13 protein-coding genes are annotated in these 18,411 nt (G+C 47.5%); 5 read left to right on the forward strand and 8 right to left on the reverse strand.

What is annotated here, in order from left to right:
• The 3 genes from nirD to Q7V32_RS01165 form a co-directional block, all read left to right on the forward strand.
• A partial coding sequence (gene nirD, locus Q7V32_RS01155) for a nitrite reductase small subunit NirD (protein WP_304895159.1) occupies positions 1-233 on the forward strand: 233 nt, incomplete at its 5' end.
• Between the two features lie 254 nt (positions 234-487).
• Complete coding sequence (locus Q7V32_RS01160; RefSeq protein WP_304895160.1) at positions 488-1,216, forward strand: SDR family NAD(P)-dependent oxidoreductase; 729 nt, start codon at positions 488-490, stop codon at positions 1,214-1,216.
• A gap of 647 nt (positions 1,217-1,863) precedes the next feature.
• The gene (locus tag Q7V32_RS01165; RefSeq protein ID WP_304895161.1) at positions 1,864-2,484 is read left to right on the forward strand and encodes a hypothetical protein; all 621 of its coding nucleotides are present in this window, start codon (positions 1,864-1,866) and stop codon (positions 2,482-2,484) included.
• Between the two features lie 78 nt (positions 2,485-2,562).
• Here Q7V32_RS01165 and Q7V32_RS01170 read toward each other — a convergent pair whose 3' ends face one another.
• The 6 genes from Q7V32_RS01170 to Q7V32_RS01195 all read right to left on the reverse strand — a co-directional run bounded on the left by Q7V32_RS01170 (position 2,563) and on the right by Q7V32_RS01195 (position 9,214).
• Positions 2,563-2,997: a host attachment protein gene (locus tag Q7V32_RS01170; protein WP_304895162.1), complete on the reverse strand. Its 435-nt coding sequence runs from the start codon at positions 2,995-2,997 to the stop codon at positions 2,563-2,565.
• Between the two features lie 235 nt (positions 2,998-3,232).
• Positions 3,233-3,451, reverse strand: a complete 219-nt coding sequence (locus Q7V32_RS01175; protein WP_304895163.1) for a formate dehydrogenase subunit delta — start codon at positions 3,449-3,451, stop codon at positions 3,233-3,235.
• Positions 3,448-4,323, reverse strand: coding sequence for a formate dehydrogenase accessory sulfurtransferase FdhD (gene fdhD, locus Q7V32_RS01180; protein WP_304895164.1), 876 nt, complete (start codon positions 4,321-4,323; stop codon positions 3,448-3,450). Before fdhD ends, Q7V32_RS01175 begins: the two co-directional genes overlap by 4 nt.
• Positions 4,316-7,168: a formate dehydrogenase subunit alpha gene (gene fdhF, locus Q7V32_RS01185; RefSeq protein WP_304895165.1), complete on the reverse strand. Its 2,853-nt coding sequence runs from the start codon at positions 7,166-7,168 to the stop codon at positions 4,316-4,318. The genes fdhD and fdhF overlap by 8 nt, the downstream gene beginning before the upstream one ends.
• A 19-nt stretch (positions 7,169-7,187) precedes the next feature.
• The gene (locus Q7V32_RS01190) at positions 7,188-8,741 is read right to left on the reverse strand and encodes an NADH-quinone oxidoreductase subunit NuoF (protein ID WP_304895166.1); all 1,554 of its coding nucleotides are present in this window, start codon (positions 8,739-8,741) and stop codon (positions 7,188-7,190) included.
• Positions 8,742-8,743: 2 nt separating this feature from the next.
• Positions 8,744-9,214 carry a formate dehydrogenase subunit gamma gene (locus tag Q7V32_RS01195; protein ID WP_304895167.1) on the reverse strand — a complete coding sequence of 157 codons (471 nt, stop codon included), beginning with the start codon at positions 9,212-9,214 and terminating at the stop codon, positions 8,744-8,746.
• A gap of 451 nt (positions 9,215-9,665) precedes the next feature.
• Between Q7V32_RS01195 and Q7V32_RS01200 the strand changes: the two genes are divergently transcribed.
• Together Q7V32_RS01200 and Q7V32_RS01205 are read left to right on the forward strand one after the other, a co-directional pair.
• Complete coding sequence (locus tag Q7V32_RS01200) at positions 9,666-10,544, forward strand: helix-turn-helix transcriptional regulator (protein ID WP_304895266.1); 879 nt, start codon at positions 9,666-9,668, stop codon at positions 10,542-10,544.
• Between the two features lie 90 nt (positions 10,545-10,634).
• Positions 10,635-11,645 (forward strand): hydrolase, encoded by a 1,011-nt coding sequence (locus Q7V32_RS01205; protein WP_304895168.1) that lies wholly within the window; start codon positions 10,635-10,637, stop codon positions 11,643-11,645.
• A 20-nt stretch (positions 11,646-11,665) separates the two neighbouring features.
• On the opposite strand, the gene Q7V32_RS01210 is transcribed toward Q7V32_RS01205, so the two are convergent.
• Together Q7V32_RS01210 and Q7V32_RS01215 are read right to left on the reverse strand one after the other, a co-directional pair.
• Positions 11,666-11,929, reverse strand: a complete 264-nt coding sequence (locus tag Q7V32_RS01210; protein ID WP_304895169.1) for a hypothetical protein — start codon at positions 11,927-11,929, stop codon at positions 11,666-11,668.
• Positions 11,930-12,137: 208 nt separating this feature from the next.
• Positions 12,138-18,005: a PAS domain S-box protein gene (locus Q7V32_RS01215; protein ID WP_304895170.1), complete on the reverse strand. Its 5,868-nt coding sequence runs from the start codon at positions 18,003-18,005 to the stop codon at positions 12,138-12,140.
• Positions 18,006-18,411 lie beyond the last annotated feature (406 nt).

The raw sequence follows: 18,411 nt of genomic DNA on the forward strand, positions 1-18,411 counted from the left end.
AACAGGCGCTGTACGCGCTCGATAATTTCGACCCGTTTGGCCAGGCCAATGTCTTATCCCGCGGCATGATCGGCGATATCGGCGGCCAGCCGATGGTCGCCTCACCGCTGTACAAGCAGCATTTCAACCTGGCAACCGGCGCGTGCTTTGAAGATGACACCGTCAAAGTCGCCACCTATCCCACCCGGATCGCCAATAACCGGGTCTCAGTCTGTGTCCAGGATGTCCCATGAAATATCATTACTCTATTGCCGACGTTTTTTATTGAAAAAATCGCGTCATCCTGCTTCGTCATAAACCTCTGTAGGGACGTAAAATCTTGCGTCTCTATCTTCCTGGTTTAATCTCCTTTCAACTCACTTTAAAAGCGATTTTTTCAAAACTCTCTTGAGCTTAAGCATTTCTTGGGTACATTGTTAAGGTCTGTACGAATGCCAAAGGTTTAGCAACCTGAGCATACAAACCACATCAACAAGGAATTCATTCTATGGCTGGCAAAATTCTGATTTACGGCGGTTATGGCGCAACCGGTTCGGCAACGGCTCGCGCTCTTGGTGAGCGTGGCAATGATCTTCATTTGGTTGGCCGAAATGAGGTCAAACTCAAGGCTCTTGCAACAGAGCTGGGCGCCGGTTATACCGTCGGCGATATCAATGACGCCACTCTTTTTGCCCGCGCATCAAGCGATGCGGGAGAGATTTTGAAAGGCTTAGTCTATGCCGTAGGTTCAATCAATTTACGAGGGCTTCAACGCCTCACCGAAGCCGATTTTCTCAATGACTTCAGGATCAATGCTTTGGGAGCGGCATTAGCCGTGCAGGCGGCTTTGCCGATGCTCAAGAAGAGCGTCGAAGGCGCATCGGTGCTGTTTTATTCCAGCGTAGCCGCTTTACAGGGTTTTGCCTTTCATGCCTCAGTCGGCATGGCTAAAGGCGCGGTGTCGGGCTTGACATTGTCGCTTGCAGCCGAGCTTGCTCCTAAAATACGCGTTAATGCGATAGCGCCTTCACTGACCCGAACACCTCTGGCTGATGGCATTCTTGCCAATGAAAAATTAGCCGCCGACATTGCCGAAATGCATGCCTTACAACGATTGGGAGAACCCGAGGATATTGCGGCTCTCAGCGCCTTTCTATTGTCATCTCAAGCCAGCTGGATAACCGGACAGATCATCAGTGTTGACGGAGGCCGATCAACTTTGCGCGTCAAAGGCTGATCAACCCGGATTGCCGGATAAACTCAGAACCGGCTATAAACTTCCTGATTAGCAAGCTGTTTAAGATCAAACGCTTTATCCGTTTAGTCGACCGAGTCATTTCTGCAGGGATTGCCAAAATCCAGACCCCATGGATAGCTCGAAGCTTACCCTCCATGACACTGGATGCCCGTTTCCAGGCGGGCATCACGGGCTTTAGCTTTAGCTGAAACAGCTTGTAATCAGGTTAAACTTTGACTCAAATGGCAATGAAGCCGCCTGATTATTTAGCCTGATCAATGTCACCTGAAATTCCAGCAATTCTCAGTTTGATCTTTTCGCCGTCATTTTGGTCTGGAAAAAGCCTTTTGAGGAACGCCGTAAACCCTTCCATGAGGACTTGACTGCAGCATCTGACCGCCAAGGAGGGTGGAAATGCAGATTTTGTCCGGAATAAAAATCTGCCCTGCTGCCGACATCCTCAAAAAGCTTCCCCAGCCCCTTTTTTGTTCAAATTGAGAATTGCTGCTGAAATTCACATTGACACTTTTATTGTCAAAGTGTCTTGTTTATTTACTATAGATGTTTAGACTTACCCCCCTGGTTAGTAAGCCGGGGTATTCTCCCGGCTATTTTATTTATAGATTTAAATCTTAGCGTGGATATGGATGAAAAATTGGTTTCGTTTTCTGTGTTTTTTTGTTCTAAGCTTCTTTGTTGCCGTTTTTATCTGGGCCAGCCATGCTGTTTTTGTCCTCGATAATGTCAATGTTTATTCAGAAAACGGACCGCTTGAAAACATGCAGGTTGGCTTGATAGCCATCAGTTGCTTCGTTTTTTTAACACCACTCGCACTGAAAAAGAGTTCGGAAAAACTGACCCACCTTTTTTGTTTTTGGCTTTGTTACAGTTTCCTAGTAAGGGAGTTAGACATTGAAAGACTTGACGCACCTGATTTCCTTGTGTTGATAGGCTCCGGTATTGGCAGAAATATTATATTGGCAGTGGGATTTATTTCACTAACGGGCTATGCCTTGTCTAAATTCTCTTACTATAAAGAAGTCGCTTTAGCCTTTCTTAAATCAAAGACAGGCTTATTATTAATGCTTGGCGGGCTGTTTCTAGTGATTGGAACGCTGTTTGAAATAAGTTCTTCAATTAATCAAAATGTCTTATTTGAAGAACTTTTTGAACTGGGCGGATACTGTTTTATTTTGGTGTCAGCTTTGTCTCTTAACTTCATTTCCACTCCGGAAACAAGTTCCGTCACAATGCCAGGCAAAATCTAAACTAGCTGGGTTTCCCAAGCCCTCGAGGTCAGTGCTTACGGCGCTGACCTCGCAAAACATTGAAGCGGTCAGGCAAAGCTAATGATGGTGAATGTGTTCGCGAATAACCGATTCATCCTCAACCACCAGATTTTTATTCAGTGACTGGGCAACCAAATCTGACACATGACTATTCAGTGACTCGCGCAACACCCCTAAAAAAGCAGGTGGCGCGACTAAAATCAGTTTTCCGTATTCGTTGTTGACGCGGCCCTGGTCAAGTTTAACGCCTATTTGTTTGGCAAACACCACCGCTTCGTGGTGTTTAAAATCGGTGGGGGCTTCAAAAGTATGGTCACCTTCACCATGGCCTCCAGCGATACCTCCCTGCCTATCGGATAGCTCATTCAACTCGCGCATTCTACCTTCGACATGAACCATTCCATCAAACTCCTGCATTGGCTCGGTCAGACTGGTCGATGAGAAAAATCTTGCTCTGGAACTATCAGCGACTACAACCCAGGTTACCAACATAAAACCCCCTACGCATTAAATTATCGACTTGCAAAATCTAGAATTGGATTAGTCATAACTTTCCCGAGGCAGACATGCCCAGCAGCATCAAGAAAGAAACAGTGATTTCGAAGCGGATTTTATACTTTGGAAATAAGGGCGTCTTAAAATTGAGTTTGAATTGAGTTGGAACGCAGATAGATGGTTTGTTTCCTGCACGAAAGCCCGTCTAAAAGCCAGCAGTCTACAGACTGGCTCAGCTGGAACGGGCCAGATCGTCAATGGCTGTTTTAACAATGCCATGAAGCGCTGTGCCGTCTTTTTCGCAATAGTCAATGATCTCGCGGCGCATTCTCGGATCCCAGGATCTTAAAATATGATTTCTGATGCCGACAGATGCCGCCTCTTTGTCACTTTCTGCGTTAAAAAAATCGCCTATGTCATTGGCCATTTTGATGAGTCTTTCTATATTCATGGTAATTCGTTCTTGATCAAGGAAGGATAAGGGGGATGTGTCAACCTACGGGAGTGAGCATAAACCACATGCTGATCATCGCGGGCAAAGCCGACCAGCGTCAGTCCGGTTTCTTCCGCCAAACGTATTGCCAAGCCTGTAGGTGCAGAAATGGCCGCCAGCATAACGATGCCCACACTGGCCGTTTTTTGAACCATTTCGTAGCTGGCCCGACTGGTCACAATCACAAAACCACCGGCTAGATTCTCTGCATTCGATAATAGCGAACCTATCAGTTTATCCAGCGCATTGTGCCGACCTACATCCTCGCGAATGTTTTGAATGCCGGAACCGGGGACAACCCAGGCTGCGGCATGGACGGCTCCGGTCAATTGATTAAGCCGCTGATGCAGCTTGATTTTATCCAATGTATTCAAAAGCTCGGCTGCGGTTACCGTCAACTCGCCTTGAACGGGCTCAGGACTGCGGACGGCTTGCTGCAGCGTACTGGCACCGCATAAGCCGCAACCGGTGCGGCCTGTTAAATTTCTGCCTTTATCTGACAAACATTGGAAGCGCTGCTCCGGAATTTTCAACCTGACTTCAATGCCATTGGAACGCGTCACGACGCGCGAATTAAGCAATTCGGAACGGTCCTTGATAATTCCTTCGGTGATACTGAAACCCAAGGCAAAATCTTCAAGGTTAGTCGGTGTCGCCAGCATCACAACATGCGGCTGACCGTTATAAACCAGAGAAACGGGGACTTCCTCGGCAATATAATCCTGCTGCACAATCTGCTCGCCCCCGGTCCAGCGTTCGACCCGGCTTTGCTGGTAACTGGGCCAACCCAGTTCCAGCGACGACGGCATAACAGCAGAGCCGTTAAGCATGGTGACTACCTTGTTCCAGCAATTCCAGTTGCTGCTGTGAAAATGCCTCGTATTTTTGCTGCCATTCTGATGATTGGCTTACTTTAGCGACCTGCACCGCGGTAACTTTATATTCCGGACAGTTGGTTGCCCAATCAGAGTTATCGGTGGTAATCACATTCGCACCCGATTCAGGAAAGTGGAACGTGGTGTAAACCACGCCCGGCTGAACCCGTTCGCTGATCAACGCACGTAACACAGTTTCACCGGAACGACTTTTAATTCCTACCCAATCGTCATTAACAATACCTCTGTCTTCGGCATCATGAGGATGAATTTCCAGGCGGTCTTCGGAATGCCAGGCGACATTTTCGGTACGTCGGGTTTGCGCGCCGACATTGTATTGCGACAGAATCCGGCCGGTGGTCAGAATCAGCGGGAACATGCGGGTTGTACGTTCCTGAGTCGCGACATACTCGGTCAGCATAAACAAGCCTTTACCACCGGGACGCATAAAGCTTTGCTCATGCATGGTCGGTGTGCCGTCTGGTGTTTCATCATTACAAGGCCACTGCACACTGCCCAGGCGGTCAATTTTTTCATAGCTAACGGACGCAAAAGAAGGCGTTAATCGGGCAATCTCGGCCATGATTTCGGAAGGATGCGAATAATTCATTGGATAGCCCATCGCATTGGACAGCAGTTGCGTAATCTCCCAGTCTTCATAACCACCCAAAGGTTTCATGACTTTACGCACGGGTGAAATACGGCGTTCGGCATTGGTGAAGGTGCCGTTTTTTTCCAGGAAAGACGAACCGGGCAAAAATACATGCGCAAATTTGGCGGTTTCATTCAAAAACAGATCCTGCACGATCACGCATTCCATTTCCCTTAGTGCATGGTGGACATGCTGAATGTCGGGGTCCGATTGCGCAATGTCCTCGCCTTCGACATAAAGCCCTTTAAAAGTGCCGTCACTGGCGGCATCGAACATATTCGGAATGCGCAAACCGGGTTCGGATTCAAGTATGACATTCCAGTCATTTTCAAACAGCGTGCGCGTTTCGGTATCGGACACATGGCGATATCCGGGGAACTCATGCGGAAACGAGCCCATGTCGCAGGAACCTTGAACGTTGTTTTGACCGCGCAACGGATTGACACCCACCCCTTCCCGGCCCAGATTACCTGTTGCCATCGCCAGATTGGCAATGCCGATGACTGTCGTTGAACCTTGACTGTGCTCGGTAACCCCCAAACCATAGTAAATGGCGCCATTGGCTCCGGTAGCATAAAGCCTGGCCGCTGCTCGCACATCAGCAGCCGGCACACCGGTCACTGCTTCTGTCACTTCAGGCGCATGGCGCGGATCGGCGATAAAGGTTGTCCATTTTTCGAATGCCGCCTTCTCGCAGCGTTCTTGCACAAAGTCTTGATCGACTAAATTTTCAGTGACGACAACATGTGCAATGGCATTGATCAAGGCAACGTTAGTACCGGGCCGCAGTTTCAGATGATAATCGGCTTTGACATGCGGGGTTTTGACCAAATCGATGCCGCGAGGATCTATAACAACCAGTTTTGCGCCTTGACGCAGACGTTTTTTCATCAACGACCCAAAAACCGGATGACCGTCCGTCGGGTTAGCACCGATAACCATGATGACATCAGCTTTCATCACCGAATCAAAGTTCTGGGTTCCGGACGATTCACCAAAGGTTTGTTTGAGCCCGTAGCCGGTGGGCGAATGGCAGACGCGGGCGCAGGTGTCGACATTATTATTACCGAAACCGGCGCGAACCAGTTTTTGCACCAGATACGTTTCTTCATTGGTGCAGCGCGATGACGTGATGCCGCCTATTGCACCAATACCATAATTTGCCTGGATGCGCTTCAACTCGGATGCGGCATAACTGATAGCCTCTTCCCAACTGACTTCCTGCCAGGGATCTTTGATGCTTTTACGAATCATCGGTTGGGTAATACGATCTTTATGCGTCGCATAACCGAACGCAAACCGGCCCTTGACACAGGAATGGCCATGATTGGCTTTGCCGTCTTTGTGCGGCACCATACGGATAACCTGATCGCCTTTCATTTCTGCCCGGAATGAACAGCCGACGCCGCAATAAGCACAGGTCGTAACAACCGCATGTTCAGGCTGACCATGCTCGATGACCGATTTTTCCATCAATGTCGCCGTTGGACAGGCTTGCACGCAAGCACCACATGAGACACATTCCGAATCCATAAAGGCTTCGTTTTGGCCGGGCGAGACTTTGGAATCAAATCCGCGTCCGTCTATGGTCAGTGCAAAGGTACCCTGGGTTTCCTCGCAGGCTCTGACACAACGGGAGCAGACGATACATTTACTGGGATCGAAGCTGAAATAAGGATTGCTTTCATCCTTCACCGCATTCAGATGATTTTCACCTTGAGGGTTATAACGGACCTCACGTAAGCCCACCGCACCGGCCATGTCCTGCAATTCGCAATCGCCGTTTGCCGAACAAGTCAAGCAATCCAGGGGATGGTCGGAAATATAGAGCTCCATGATCCCGCGGCGAACATCGGCCAGCTTTTTATTCTGCGTGACCACTTTCATGCCTTCGGCAACCGGAGTAATACAGGAAGCGGGCATACCTCGCGCGCCTTCAATCTGGACAACACACAGGCGACAGGAACCAAAAGGCTCGACGCTGTCAGTGGCGCATAATTTCGGAATATCGATACCGATGCTTGCTGCCGCCCGCATCACCGATGTTCCGGCAGGCGCTGTCACCTGAAATCCGTCGATTTCCAGATTAACCAGCGTAGAAGCAGTCCTGGCGGGTGTTCCAAAGTCTTGTTCTTTATTCATGGACATAGTATTTCCTCCAGAAAGTTTAAGCCGCTTCAGCTTGATCGGTCAGTCCGAAATCGAGCGGAAAATGGTTTAAGGCGCTTAAAACAGGATAAGGCGTCATTCCGCCCAGGGCGCACAAGGAGCCATTGAGCAGGGTGTCGCACAAATCGCGCAGTAACGGGATGTTTTTATTGAGTTCGCGGCCATTGATAATGTCATCCAGTACTTCCATGCCGCGCGTCGATCCTATCCGGCAGGGTGTGCATTTGCCACACGATTCTATGGCGCAAAACTCCATGCTGTAACGGGCCATTTCCGCCATATCGACCGTGTCATCGAAAACCACGATGCCGCCATGCCCGACAACGGCCCAAATAGCGGCAAACGCTTCATAATCCAGGGGTGTATCGAATTGTGATTCGGGTAAATAGGCCCCCAAAGGACCGCCGACCTGCACCGCCTTGATCGGTCTTCCGCTGGCTGAACCGCCGCCAAAGTCATAAAGCAATTCACGCAAGGTCAAACCGAATGCCAATTCAACCAAACCGGGACATTTGATATTACCGGCCAGTTGTATCGGTAAGGTTCCGCGCGAACGGCCCATGCCGAAATCGCGGTAGAATTCACCGCCTTTATCCAAAATGATAGGGACTGAAGCCAACGAGATAACATTATTGACGATAGTCGGTTTACCGAATAATCCGCTGATTGCGGGCAGTGGTGGCTTAAATCTGACCAAGCCACGTTTGCCTTCCAGGCTTTCCATTAGCGACGTTTCTTCACCACAGACATAAGCGCCGGCACCCAGGCGGACTTCCAACTCAAAGGTTTTACCGCTACCCTGAATGTTTTGACCCAGATAGCCTGCCGCATAAGCCTTAGCGATTGCGGTATTCAGCGCTTTGTGAGCATGCGGATATTCAACGCGCAAATAGATATAACCTTGCGTCGCTCCCACCGCAATACCGGCGATGGTCATGCCCTCTATCAGCACAAACGGATCGCCCTCCATCACCATGCGATCGGAAAAAGTACCCGAATCGCCTTCATCGGCATTACAGATAATGTATTTTTGATCCGCCTCGGCATTCAATACGGTATTCCATTTGATTCCGGTTGGAAATGCCGCACCGCCACGGCCACGCAAACCGGAATCGGTCACCTGCCTGACAATGTCTGCACCGCTGATGGTCAGCGCATTATTGAGACCACGGTAGCCGTCATGTGCCAGATAATCTTCCAGACTGACCGGATCGGTAAGCCCGATCCTGGCAAAAGTCAAACGTTGCTGTTTTTTAAAAAACGGCAGTTCTTCTGTTAAACCTAAAAACAAGGGGTGCGGACTGCCGCTCAGAAAGCCGGAATCGAACAATCCGGAGACATCATGCACTTGTACCGATCCATAAGCGACCCGGCCCAGCTCAGTCAGCACTTCCACTAAAGGCTCCAGCCAGAACAGTCCTCTTGAGCCATTTCGAATCAAGCGGATATCGATACCTCGCTGTTGCGCTTCCCGGCTGACTACCTGGGCAATTCGTTCCGCGCCCAACGCTAGTGCGCCTGAATCACAAGAGATATAAACAGTGACCGCCATGATTAAGCTCCTATCTCGACTAATGAACGATCAAAGGTTTCCGGAGAAACCCGCCCGAAAACCTCCGAGTCAATCTGCATCGCCGGTGAACAGGAACAAAGTCCCAGGCAATAAACCGGTTCCAAAGAGAACTTGCCGTCCGGAGTGGTTTCGTGAAAATCAATACCCAGCCTGTTTTTGACATGCGCTTCCAAGTGCTTACTGCCCATAGCCTGACACGATTCCGCCCGGCATAAATGAATCGTATGCTGACCCGGAGCCGATTCCCTGAAATAGTGATAAAAACTGATCACGCCATGCACTTCCGCACGCGACAAGTTCAGTTCTGAGGCGATAAAAGTAATGCTGTCTTTGGGAATATAGCCGAATGCATTTTGAATCTCATGCAGGATGGGCAGCAAAGCGCCGGGCTTATCCTTGAGGCGTGTAGTGATGTCTTGCAATGTCGTTTGCATCGAAGCGGTTTCAGTCATATTTATCTCGCTATGCGATCCGGATCGGCTCAGACACTCACGGATCGGAGCCGGGTAATTAAAAGTCACTTGGAATTGAGCCATCAGTCATTAAACCGGACGTTTTAAATTAGACAGGAGCAGTCAATCCTTCTGTAATGAAAGCAGGTCAATTATCTCTACTCTCGAGAATATCATGAGAATACTCTTTTGTAAAAAACACATAATAAAACATAATTTAACAATTTATAAAATGACTCGTTAAATTGATTATTTTTCCTATTTTTTATGTCTTTTAATTATAGGAACAAAGTTTGATCTGTAAAAATCACAATTTTTTGACCTTATTATCACTGATTCTGATAATGTCTTACGGGAAAGCCGGCCATACACTGAGATTGCTTGGACCTGATAAGCTCGCTATATTGTTGGGCCAAGTAATGCTTTTAGCGAGGTCTGTCCCTTGTCCGACATGATGACCGTTCATGAGGTTGCCGAATATTTGCGCGTAAAAGAACGCAAGATTTATGATTTAATTACTCAAAAACAAATTCCCTGCACCCGCGTGACCGGAAAATGGCTTTTTCCCAGGTATTTGATCGATATGTGGTTGATGCAAAACAGCGAGTCGGTCTCACAAGACACGTTATTCAGAACCGTTCCTGAAATTGTCGTAGGCAGTCATGACCCACTGTTGGAGTGGGCTTTACGCGAAAGCAGCCTGCCTATGGCCATGCAGGCCACCGGAAGTATGGAGGGTTTGAGCCGCTTTGCAGCTAGTGAAGCGCTGATCTGCGGCATGCATGTTCTGGATACCGAAAGCGGGGAGTTCAATGTCCCGGTGATTAAAAACGCGTTACCGGATCACAGCGTGGTCGCAATCGAGTGGGCTTGGCGTGAACAAGGACTGGTCGTCGCAGCGGGCAATCCTTTGCAAATCATTTGCATGGACGACCTGATCAACAAGAAAGCGGTTTTAATCGATAGGCAAAGCGGCGCAGGGAGCCGCATTTTGCTCGACTATTTGCTTGAAAAATCAGGGATAGACAAGACACAAATCAAAATCGCTGACAAACCTGCCCGAACCGAAATTGATGTAGGTCTGACCATCTCCAGCGGCAAAGCCGATGCCGGTATCGCGGTAGCTTCGGTCGCGAGGCAACTACATCTGGATTTTATCCCGTTGACAAAAGAACGCTTCGATCTGGTGATGCGGCGTTATGATTATTTCGAAGCTCCGGTTCAACGCCTGCTTGAATTTACACACACACCCGCATTTGCGGAAAAAGCCAGGGAACTGAGCGGTTATGATTTATCGGGTGCAGGTAAAGTCGTTTTGAATTTACGTTAAGTAAAGAGTAACCACTCGTCGGCTTTGAATTGATATCCAATTGGTCAATCGTATTAAAATTGCGCCAAAACCCATTTCATTTATCTCAACATGTCTATTCAATCGACCTTCAAACCGGCCTGGTGGCTTACCAATCAACATTTACAAACCATTTATCCCTCATTGTTCAGAACCGTACCCAATCCACCGGACTATTTCCGGGAACGACTGACGACACCGGATGATGATTTTATCGATGTTGATTTTTGCGGAACCGGTCCAAAGCCTTTAATCATGCTTTTACATGGTCTGACCGGAAGTTCGCAGTCGGGTTATATCAAAGGCCTGCAATCTGTTTTATTAAAAAAAGGGTTTCGAAGTGCTGCGCTCAACTTTCGTGGCTGTAGCGGCCAATCCAACAACAGCGCCCGTTGTTATCATTCGGGCGAGACTGAAGATATCCATTTTTTATATCAAACTCTGCGTGAACGCGAACCTCATACGCCGATTGGCGCAGCCGGTTTTTCTCTGGGCGGGAATGTTTTGCTCAAATGGCTGGGCGAACAAGGTGACAATTTGGATCTGTTTGGTGCCGTGGCCGTATCCGTTCCGTTGCTTCTGGGTCATTGTGCGACCAAGCTGGACCAGGGCATGTCGAGGCTTTACCGTAAGAACCTGTTAAAAGAACTAAAAGAATACATGACGCAAAAAGCGCAGCATTTGGAGCATATAGGCCGGCAAAGGGACTTAGACAGAATCAGGAAGCTGGGTGATTTATCGAATATCCGTTCATTCTGGCAGTACGATGACCGGGTTGTCGCCAGACTGCATGGCTTCAAGGATGTCAATGACTATTACCAGCGCTCCAGCTCACGCCAGTTTCTCAAATCGATTACCGTGCCGGTCTTGTTGATTCAGGCTGAAGATGACCCCTTTATGACACAGGAAGTGCTGCCGGCTTTGAATGAGGTTTCGGCAAGCGTCGAATTGGAATTTACCCCGAAAGGCGGGCATGTCGGTTTCGTTTCAGGCCGCCTGCCCTTGAGACCTGTCTTTTGGCTGGAGACACGCATCCCAGCCTTTTTCGATGAGAAATACAAAAAGCCAGAAGCGGCTAATTGATATCGATTGCGTGACAGTCTTTATTCCCGTTGCTGTCTCCAGCGGTAATAAACCTGACCGTCATCACATTGCCAGCTTAAGCGCTGGGTTCCGGTCTCACTGACAAGCTGTTTGCATTGGTGATCTTGTTTGAATTGCTCCCATTGCCCTTCATCCAGATTAGCACTGGCATAAAGACTCCAAAGCTTGAAAATAACCAGCGCGAAAATGCCTGCAATCATAATATCAACGGGTTTCGCGCGAAATTTCCGAAAGTTGAAGCTATTGGGAAGTTTGAAATTCATAGGTGCTCCTTTGGAACCAGGATTTAATCATACACGTTTGCAATTGCCTATCCTGCCTTAGGACAGCAATTCCCAGTTTCATAATTTCAGCGTCACTTTGAGCTGAGGGAAAGTTTTTAATAAATCCCCCTCGATCCCCCCCTTTTTTCAAAGGGGGAAGTGATTTGTAGCGATACCCTTAGTCTGAAATAGAAGAAGGCTGACAGTCCTAACTTTCGTCTTGATTGATTAAAGGCGCTACGGACTGCAAAAAAGGCGACAACACCTGATCAACTTCGGCCAATTCCGCCAGAATAATATCCAATGACTGCCCTTGATGGATGGCAAGATCCAACGCTGCAGCTTGACTGTGTATGACTTCTAAACCCAGGGTTGCGGAAACGCCTTTCAGTGTATGAGAAAGGCGTTTCGCCTTTTCCATTTCGCCCGTTGCCAGATGACTCCTCATTAATGCGACATCTTGTCCATGACCCTCTACAAACATTTTGAGCAGTTTGGCATATTTGGTCATATTGCCTCTGACAACGCTCAAACCGGCATCGAGATTCACCCCGTCAAGCCCCTCTAAAAGTGATCTCAAAGCATAATCGTCCTGAGCTTTTTTATCTTCATTGAGCTTAATTGAGCCGATTTTTTGATTTATTAACCACTTCAATATAATTTGGTAAAGCAGATCGGGATCGACAGGTTTGCCGATAAAGTCATTCATACCCGCATTTAAACAAAGCCGTCTATCCTCGTCAAAAGCATTTGCCGTCATTGCCAGAATGGGAACTTCTTTATTACCAGGCGATTGACGAATCAAGCGCGTGGCTTCCATGCCATCCATTACCGGCATTTTCATATCCATCAAAACCAGCGCATAAGACCGCAGCTCCATTTGCTGCACTGCTTTGAGACCATTATCGACAATATCTACCTGCAAACCAACTGCCGCCAGCAATTCGCGGGCTACCTCCTGATTGACAAGATCATCTTCTGCAACAAGAACCCGGACCTCTGCATATTGACTGCGCAAAGTTTGCTCTGCCACGTTACTCTCCTTACACGTCCAGGTCATTTGATCAGGAATATTTTGACTCTGGGTTTTACCTAATAAAACGGAAAACCAGAAAAGGCTGCCTTTTCCCAGTTGACTTTCGACACCTACATCACCCCCCATCAACAAGGCCAAACGCTTGGTAATCGCCAATCCTAGACCCGTGCCGCCAAACCTGCGCGTCGTCGACTCGTCGGCCTGGGTAAATGCTTTGAACAATTTTTTCTTTTGATCATCAGCCAGGCCGACACCCTGATCTTTAACCGCAATACGCAACATAACCGCTGCTTTGTCTGTTTCAATCACCTGGGATGTCACGGTAATTTGTCCGGAGTCGGAAAACTTGATCGCATTACCTAAAAAATTAATCAGCATCTGCCGCAAACGAAGTGCATCACCGATCAAAACCGCAGGAACTGTCGGATCATGTTCCATGACCAGTCGCAAACCTTTTTCTGCGGCTCGCTGGCCCACCATGCTTAGCGCATCACCCATCAAGCGTTGCGGTGCAAATTCACTCTGTTCAATGTTCAATTGCCCTGCTTCAATTTTTGATAAATCGAGAATATCATTGATGATAGCTAATAAATGCTGAGCCGCATCTTCAACCTTACCTAATTGGTTCCGGGAATGAGGATCGGTAATAGCCTTTCGCAGCAAATGCGTCAAACCAAGAATAGCATTCATTGGCGTCCGAATTTCATGGCTCATATTGGCCAGGAACGTACTTTTCGCCTGATTGGCTTCTTCAGCTTGCCTTTTGGCCTCAACCAGCTCAACGGTTCGAGTCTGCACCAGCTCTTCTAAATGCCCCCGATAGTTATTGAGCTCCTGCTCGGCTATTTTTCGTGAAGTTATATCCCGGCTAATACAAAATACCAACTTTTCGCCATCCCAAACGGTACCGCTGGCGCTGACTTCAACATCGAAAAGAAAACCATCTTTACGGCGATGCTGTGTTTCAAAAATAGTCTGGGTCTGTAACAGATTGGAAAAGTCTTTTTCAACCTGCTCTTGAGTAAAGCACGCATCGAAATCCCAAGTATAAAGATCCATCACCTCCTCGACGGTGTACCCCAGCATATCGGCAAAACGCTGATTAGCCTCACGCACCCGATGCTGCTGATCAATGATGACTATGCCGTCCCTTGAATTATCGATCAGCGCCTGACGACGTTCCATCTCGTACGCCAGTGATTTTTCAAGCTCTCTGTGCTGAGTGATATCCGTCCAGATCGCAACGATAAAGTAACAATTCTGCAGTTTGATCATCTGCTTGCTGATATTCATGTTTCGCAGGCGACCGTCTGCGTGCAGTAAAACCGTTTCAAAATTATCATTACCTGCTTCAAGCATACTCGAACTGCTATACTTGGCCGAAGCGGGCACAAGATCCTTAATCCCTAAAAGCTTGAAATCTTCCCGGTCATACCCTAATCCCAAGCAAGCTGCCGAATTGAATTCGACAAAGCGGCCCATAACCGGGTCAATCAACACTATCCCTACCGCCGCCTGTGTAACGATAGAACGGAAAATTTCGTTACGCTCCCGAAGCAGTCTAGCCGTTTTCCGCCTGTCCATAACACTCGCCAAACGCTCAGCTATGCTATCGATCAAGATGCGTTCTTCTGGTAAAAACAGCGACTCCACTTTAAACGGCGGCTCTGCTGTATAGATAACACTGACACTCCCTATCAGTTCCTGCTGGGATTTGATAGCCGCTGTCTGGACATAGGGACTATCCTGATAAAGATCACTGGTGTAAAACGTTCCACACCATTCAATACAAGCTCCGGCGATGTCGTTATATCGCCAACCATCGGGCAACAGATCGACTACTCCTTGCAGCATCACCTCCAGATCCTGCTCCACATTTTCAGTAATGCTGTACACAGCGTGCAAACATTTCTGCTCTTTGATACGCTCGTTAAGCGCCAACTGAATTTCCCGCCTGTCAGTGATATCCCGAGTAACACCTAAAACGCCTATCAACTGATTAGCACTGTCGTACATCGGCGTTTTTATTGTTTCAAAATACCCCCTGTAACCGCCGTCGGCAAAAGTCAGCCATTCTTCATTTACGCGAGACTGATTGGCTTTTATCGCCTCAAGATCATTTTTTCTGAAAAAATCAGCCTCTTCCTGACTGAAATAATCGTAATCTGATGTTCCTATCGCATCTTGTTCGGAAACGCCTAAAAGTCGCTCAAACATCCGGTTGCATGAAATGTAAAAACCTCCGGGATCTTTTACCCACACTAAATCAGGTATCGTTTCAATGAGGGTTCGCATCCTTACTTCACTCAGTTTTAAAGCAGCATCATTCTGCTTGCGTTCACTGATATCCCTGACAATCACCTGTATAAAAGTTTGCCCCTCCATGCTAAACGAATTTAAGTGAATCTCTGCATCAAATTCAGCGCCAGAAAGCTGTTTATGCCGCCATTCAAACAGACTAAGCTTTCCCTGCATGACTTGATCAATTTTAATTTTGACCAATTCGACAGAATCAGAGCCGTCCGGCTGAACCTGTGGCGAAAACACCGCCGGTGAGGCGCCTATAAATTCATCACGTTCACAACCAAAAAGCTGCAAGGCTTTTTCATTGCACGCTACAAACAGACCATCCTGGATTATCGCAATGGCATCGGCTGAGTTCTCGAATAATGTGCGGTATCGGATTTCGCTGGCATGGATTAGCGCTTCAGTCCTGGTACGCTCGGATATGTCGCTCCAAATAGCGACCAAGAAAGGCCGCTCTCTAAGATAGATCAGAAAGTTATTGGCGCGTATATACATCAACGCACCATTTTTATGTCGATGTACCGTTTCGAAAACATACATCCCGGCTTTAGCTATTTCTCTAATTTTAATCGCCACCTGATTGGCATCCATCTCGCCTTGTATATCAGGAATACTCAAATTAGAAAATTCCTCACGGGAATACCCCAACCCATGACAAGCCGCCTCGTTAAATTCTACAAAACGAAACGTATCAACATCAATCAGGCAAATGCCATCCGAGGCATTAGTCACTATGGCGCGATAAATTTCCTCACGTTCAGCCAAAGCGGTTTGTAAATATTCCTGGGGAGTAATGTCTTTGTAGGAAATAACCCGGCACGGGGCGTCTTTAATAACCAGGGACTTACTGCTGCGCGTTAGTACTCTGCCATCCTGACAATACAGCTTGTCGCGGATGACATCCCGGTCCAGATGAAGGCTTGAACCAAAAAAATCTCGATGATCCGGATCAATTAACTGATCCAAAACGTGTTGATGAAGAACTGTGTAGTCTGGTGTATTGACCAAATTAGCCGGAATTCGCCAAAGTTCGAAATAGCGATGATTGGCAATCAAAACTTTATTGTCTTGAGTGATGACCAGAATGCCCTCGTCGGTAGAATCCAAGGTCATCTTCAATAGCGCTTCCGTATGGAGTAACTGATCTTCCGTCCTTTTTTGCAGCGTAATATCGGTAAGCATCGAAAAACTACCGGCAAACTGATCATTTTCATCGGTAATTGCCGAGGTCGTGACTTTGACCCAAACGACTTGCCCGTCTTTGTCACGCATACGTTGTTCATATTCAGCCGGCAAGCCTTTTTTTACCTGCGCCATCAGCCGTCGATGATCATCCAGATCCTCATCCGGAATAAACCGGCTAATAGCCAGCCCAATCAGTTCAGGTTCAGACCAACCTAATAGCGCCGCGATACGCTTATTCACAAACGTGATTCGCTCGCTTGCATCCAGTGTCAAAATACCCTCGTTTGCCAGTTCCATAATGCGCTGATTACGCAGCTGACTTTCGGCTAAAGCCAGTTCGTTTACTTTGCGCTCCGTGATGTCCATCGATGTGCACAGACTGAGTTCAGGACGCCCCAACTGATCACGCCTGACCACCCTTGATCGCGTGTGTAACCAAAGCCAATCCGAGAGGTCAGATCTCATCCGGTAAACCACATCTACCAGGGGATTGTCAGCCTGCATCGCTTGATCAAACTGGAATATGACGCTGTCTTTATCATCAGGATGAACGAGCGCCAGCCAGTCATCAAAAGTCTTGGCCGCTTCCGCTGCTTCAATCCCCAATATTTTTAAACAGTTTTCCTGAAAACGCAGCCTGCCACTAACAAAGTCAATTTCCCAAAAGCCCAGATGGGTGACTTCTACCGCTAAACGTAAACGCTGTTCAATATGCCGACGACTCGCCGCTAACTTGTCCTTTTGATGCTGGGTCGCCGCCAACAAAATATTGGTACCAATTCGCTCCATTAAGCTGTGGCGACTGATAAGACCTTCCACTTTGCTTTGCTGATTAACAACCACCAGATGCTGCAATGATTGGCATTGCATAAGCTCTAACGCATCAAGAACCGCTGTAGTGCTTGGCACAGTCATAGCCGGCTGATGCATTATTTGCACGACCGGAATCAAGTTTAAAGGACTGGAATTCATCGCTGAAATGACAGCAGGAATATCTCGCTCAGTTAAAATCCCCAGCGATTTTTCGTCTTCCATGACCAACACATAGGAACTTTGTTTTAGCAACATCAAAGCTATTGCTTCATCTAAAGATGACGAAGAATGTATGCGCGGCAACTCCTTATCCATAATGCCATTAAGATCTCCCAACTGCCTTACCAACGTCACGCCCATATGCCTGAAAAAATCAGACTCACTGACGATACCGGCAACCAACTCGTGCTCATCGACAACCACAAGATGGCGGATTGGACGATCCAGAAACAGCGTTAAAGCTGTCTCAATAGTGCATTTTTTCTTAATCGTTACAACAGGCGAGGTCATGACCTCATTAATCGGAGTAAGAGGGGAAATATGCGCGTGAGCCAGTTTCAACAAATCCCGCTCAGTTAAAATTCCCAGCGGTTTGCCGTGTTCCGTTATAACAATCGAAGAAATTTGATCCTCAGCCATTTGTCTGGCCGCTTGACCCAGCAAACAATCCGAAGAGACCAGGCATACCGCAACGTTCATGATGTCGGCAGTGGTCAAATCATAAACTGATTTCAAGTGTTCACCCCTTTAAAACGAATGCACGATGGAGCATTAAATCCATGCTAATTGGAAAGCGTCATGGATCTTAAATTTTACCGCAAAACGTTGACTCATTAACCAAGCAACAGAATCAGATACAAATATCGTTTAAATTATGAAAAAGATATAGGCGATTAGAAATAAATCTGCTGAAAACTTGTGCGACAACACACATATTTAAATCAGTAAGAACAAAATCCGGGGCTTAGAAATCAGGCCCATGATTTATAACACCCTTATCTGTGAATTCAGCGATTAGCCCAGTCCTTTCTCTCCTTCAAATTGAGAATTACGCTTAAGAGCATTTCAAGCTAGTTTAATCTCAGTTTTAGGTTACAATATGGGGTTTTTCGATTCTGGACGCGTTTTGTAGGGGATAGCT

This window comes from Methylicorpusculum sp., from assembly GCF_030651835.1.
Classification (GTDB): Bacteria; Pseudomonadota; Gammaproteobacteria; order Methylococcales; family Methylomonadaceae; genus Methylicorpusculum.

Bases quoted from the DNA above. Each gene is read 5' to 3' on its own strand.
- Q7V32_RS01160 (WP_304895160.1), top strand. From the start codon at position 488: ATGGCTGGCAAAATTCTGATTTACGGCGGTTATGGCGCAACCGGTTCG.
- Q7V32_RS01165 (WP_304895161.1), top strand. From the start codon at position 1,864: ATGAAAAATTGGTTTCGTTTTCTGTGTTTTTTTGTTCTAAGCTTCTTT.
- Q7V32_RS01170 (WP_304895162.1), bottom strand. From the start codon at position 2,997: ATGTTGGTAACCTGGGTTGTAGTCGCTGATAGTTCCAGAGCAAGATTT.
- Q7V32_RS01175 (WP_304895163.1), bottom strand. From the start codon at position 3,451: ATGAATATAGAAAGACTCATCAAAATGGCCAATGACATAGGCGATTTT.
- fdhD (WP_304895164.1), bottom strand. From the start codon at position 4,323: ATGCTTAACGGCTCTGCTGTTATGCCGTCGTCGCTGGAACTGGGTTGG.
- fdhF (WP_304895165.1), bottom strand. From the start codon at position 7,168: ATGTCCATGAATAAAGAACAAGACTTTGGAACACCCGCCAGGACTGCT.
- Q7V32_RS01190 (WP_304895166.1), bottom strand. From the start codon at position 8,741: ATGGCGGTCACTGTTTATATCTCTTGTGATTCAGGCGCACTAGCGTTG.
- Q7V32_RS01195 (WP_304895167.1), bottom strand. From the start codon at position 9,214: ATGACTGAAACCGCTTCGATGCAAACGACATTGCAAGACATCACTACA.
- Q7V32_RS01200 (WP_304895266.1), top strand. From the start codon at position 9,666: ATGATGACCGTTCATGAGGTTGCCGAATATTTGCGCGTAAAAGAACGC.
- Q7V32_RS01205 (WP_304895168.1), top strand. From the start codon at position 10,635: ATGTCTATTCAATCGACCTTCAAACCGGCCTGGTGGCTTACCAATCAA.
- Q7V32_RS01210 (WP_304895169.1), bottom strand. From the start codon at position 11,929: ATGAATTTCAAACTTCCCAATAGCTTCAACTTTCGGAAATTTCGCGCG.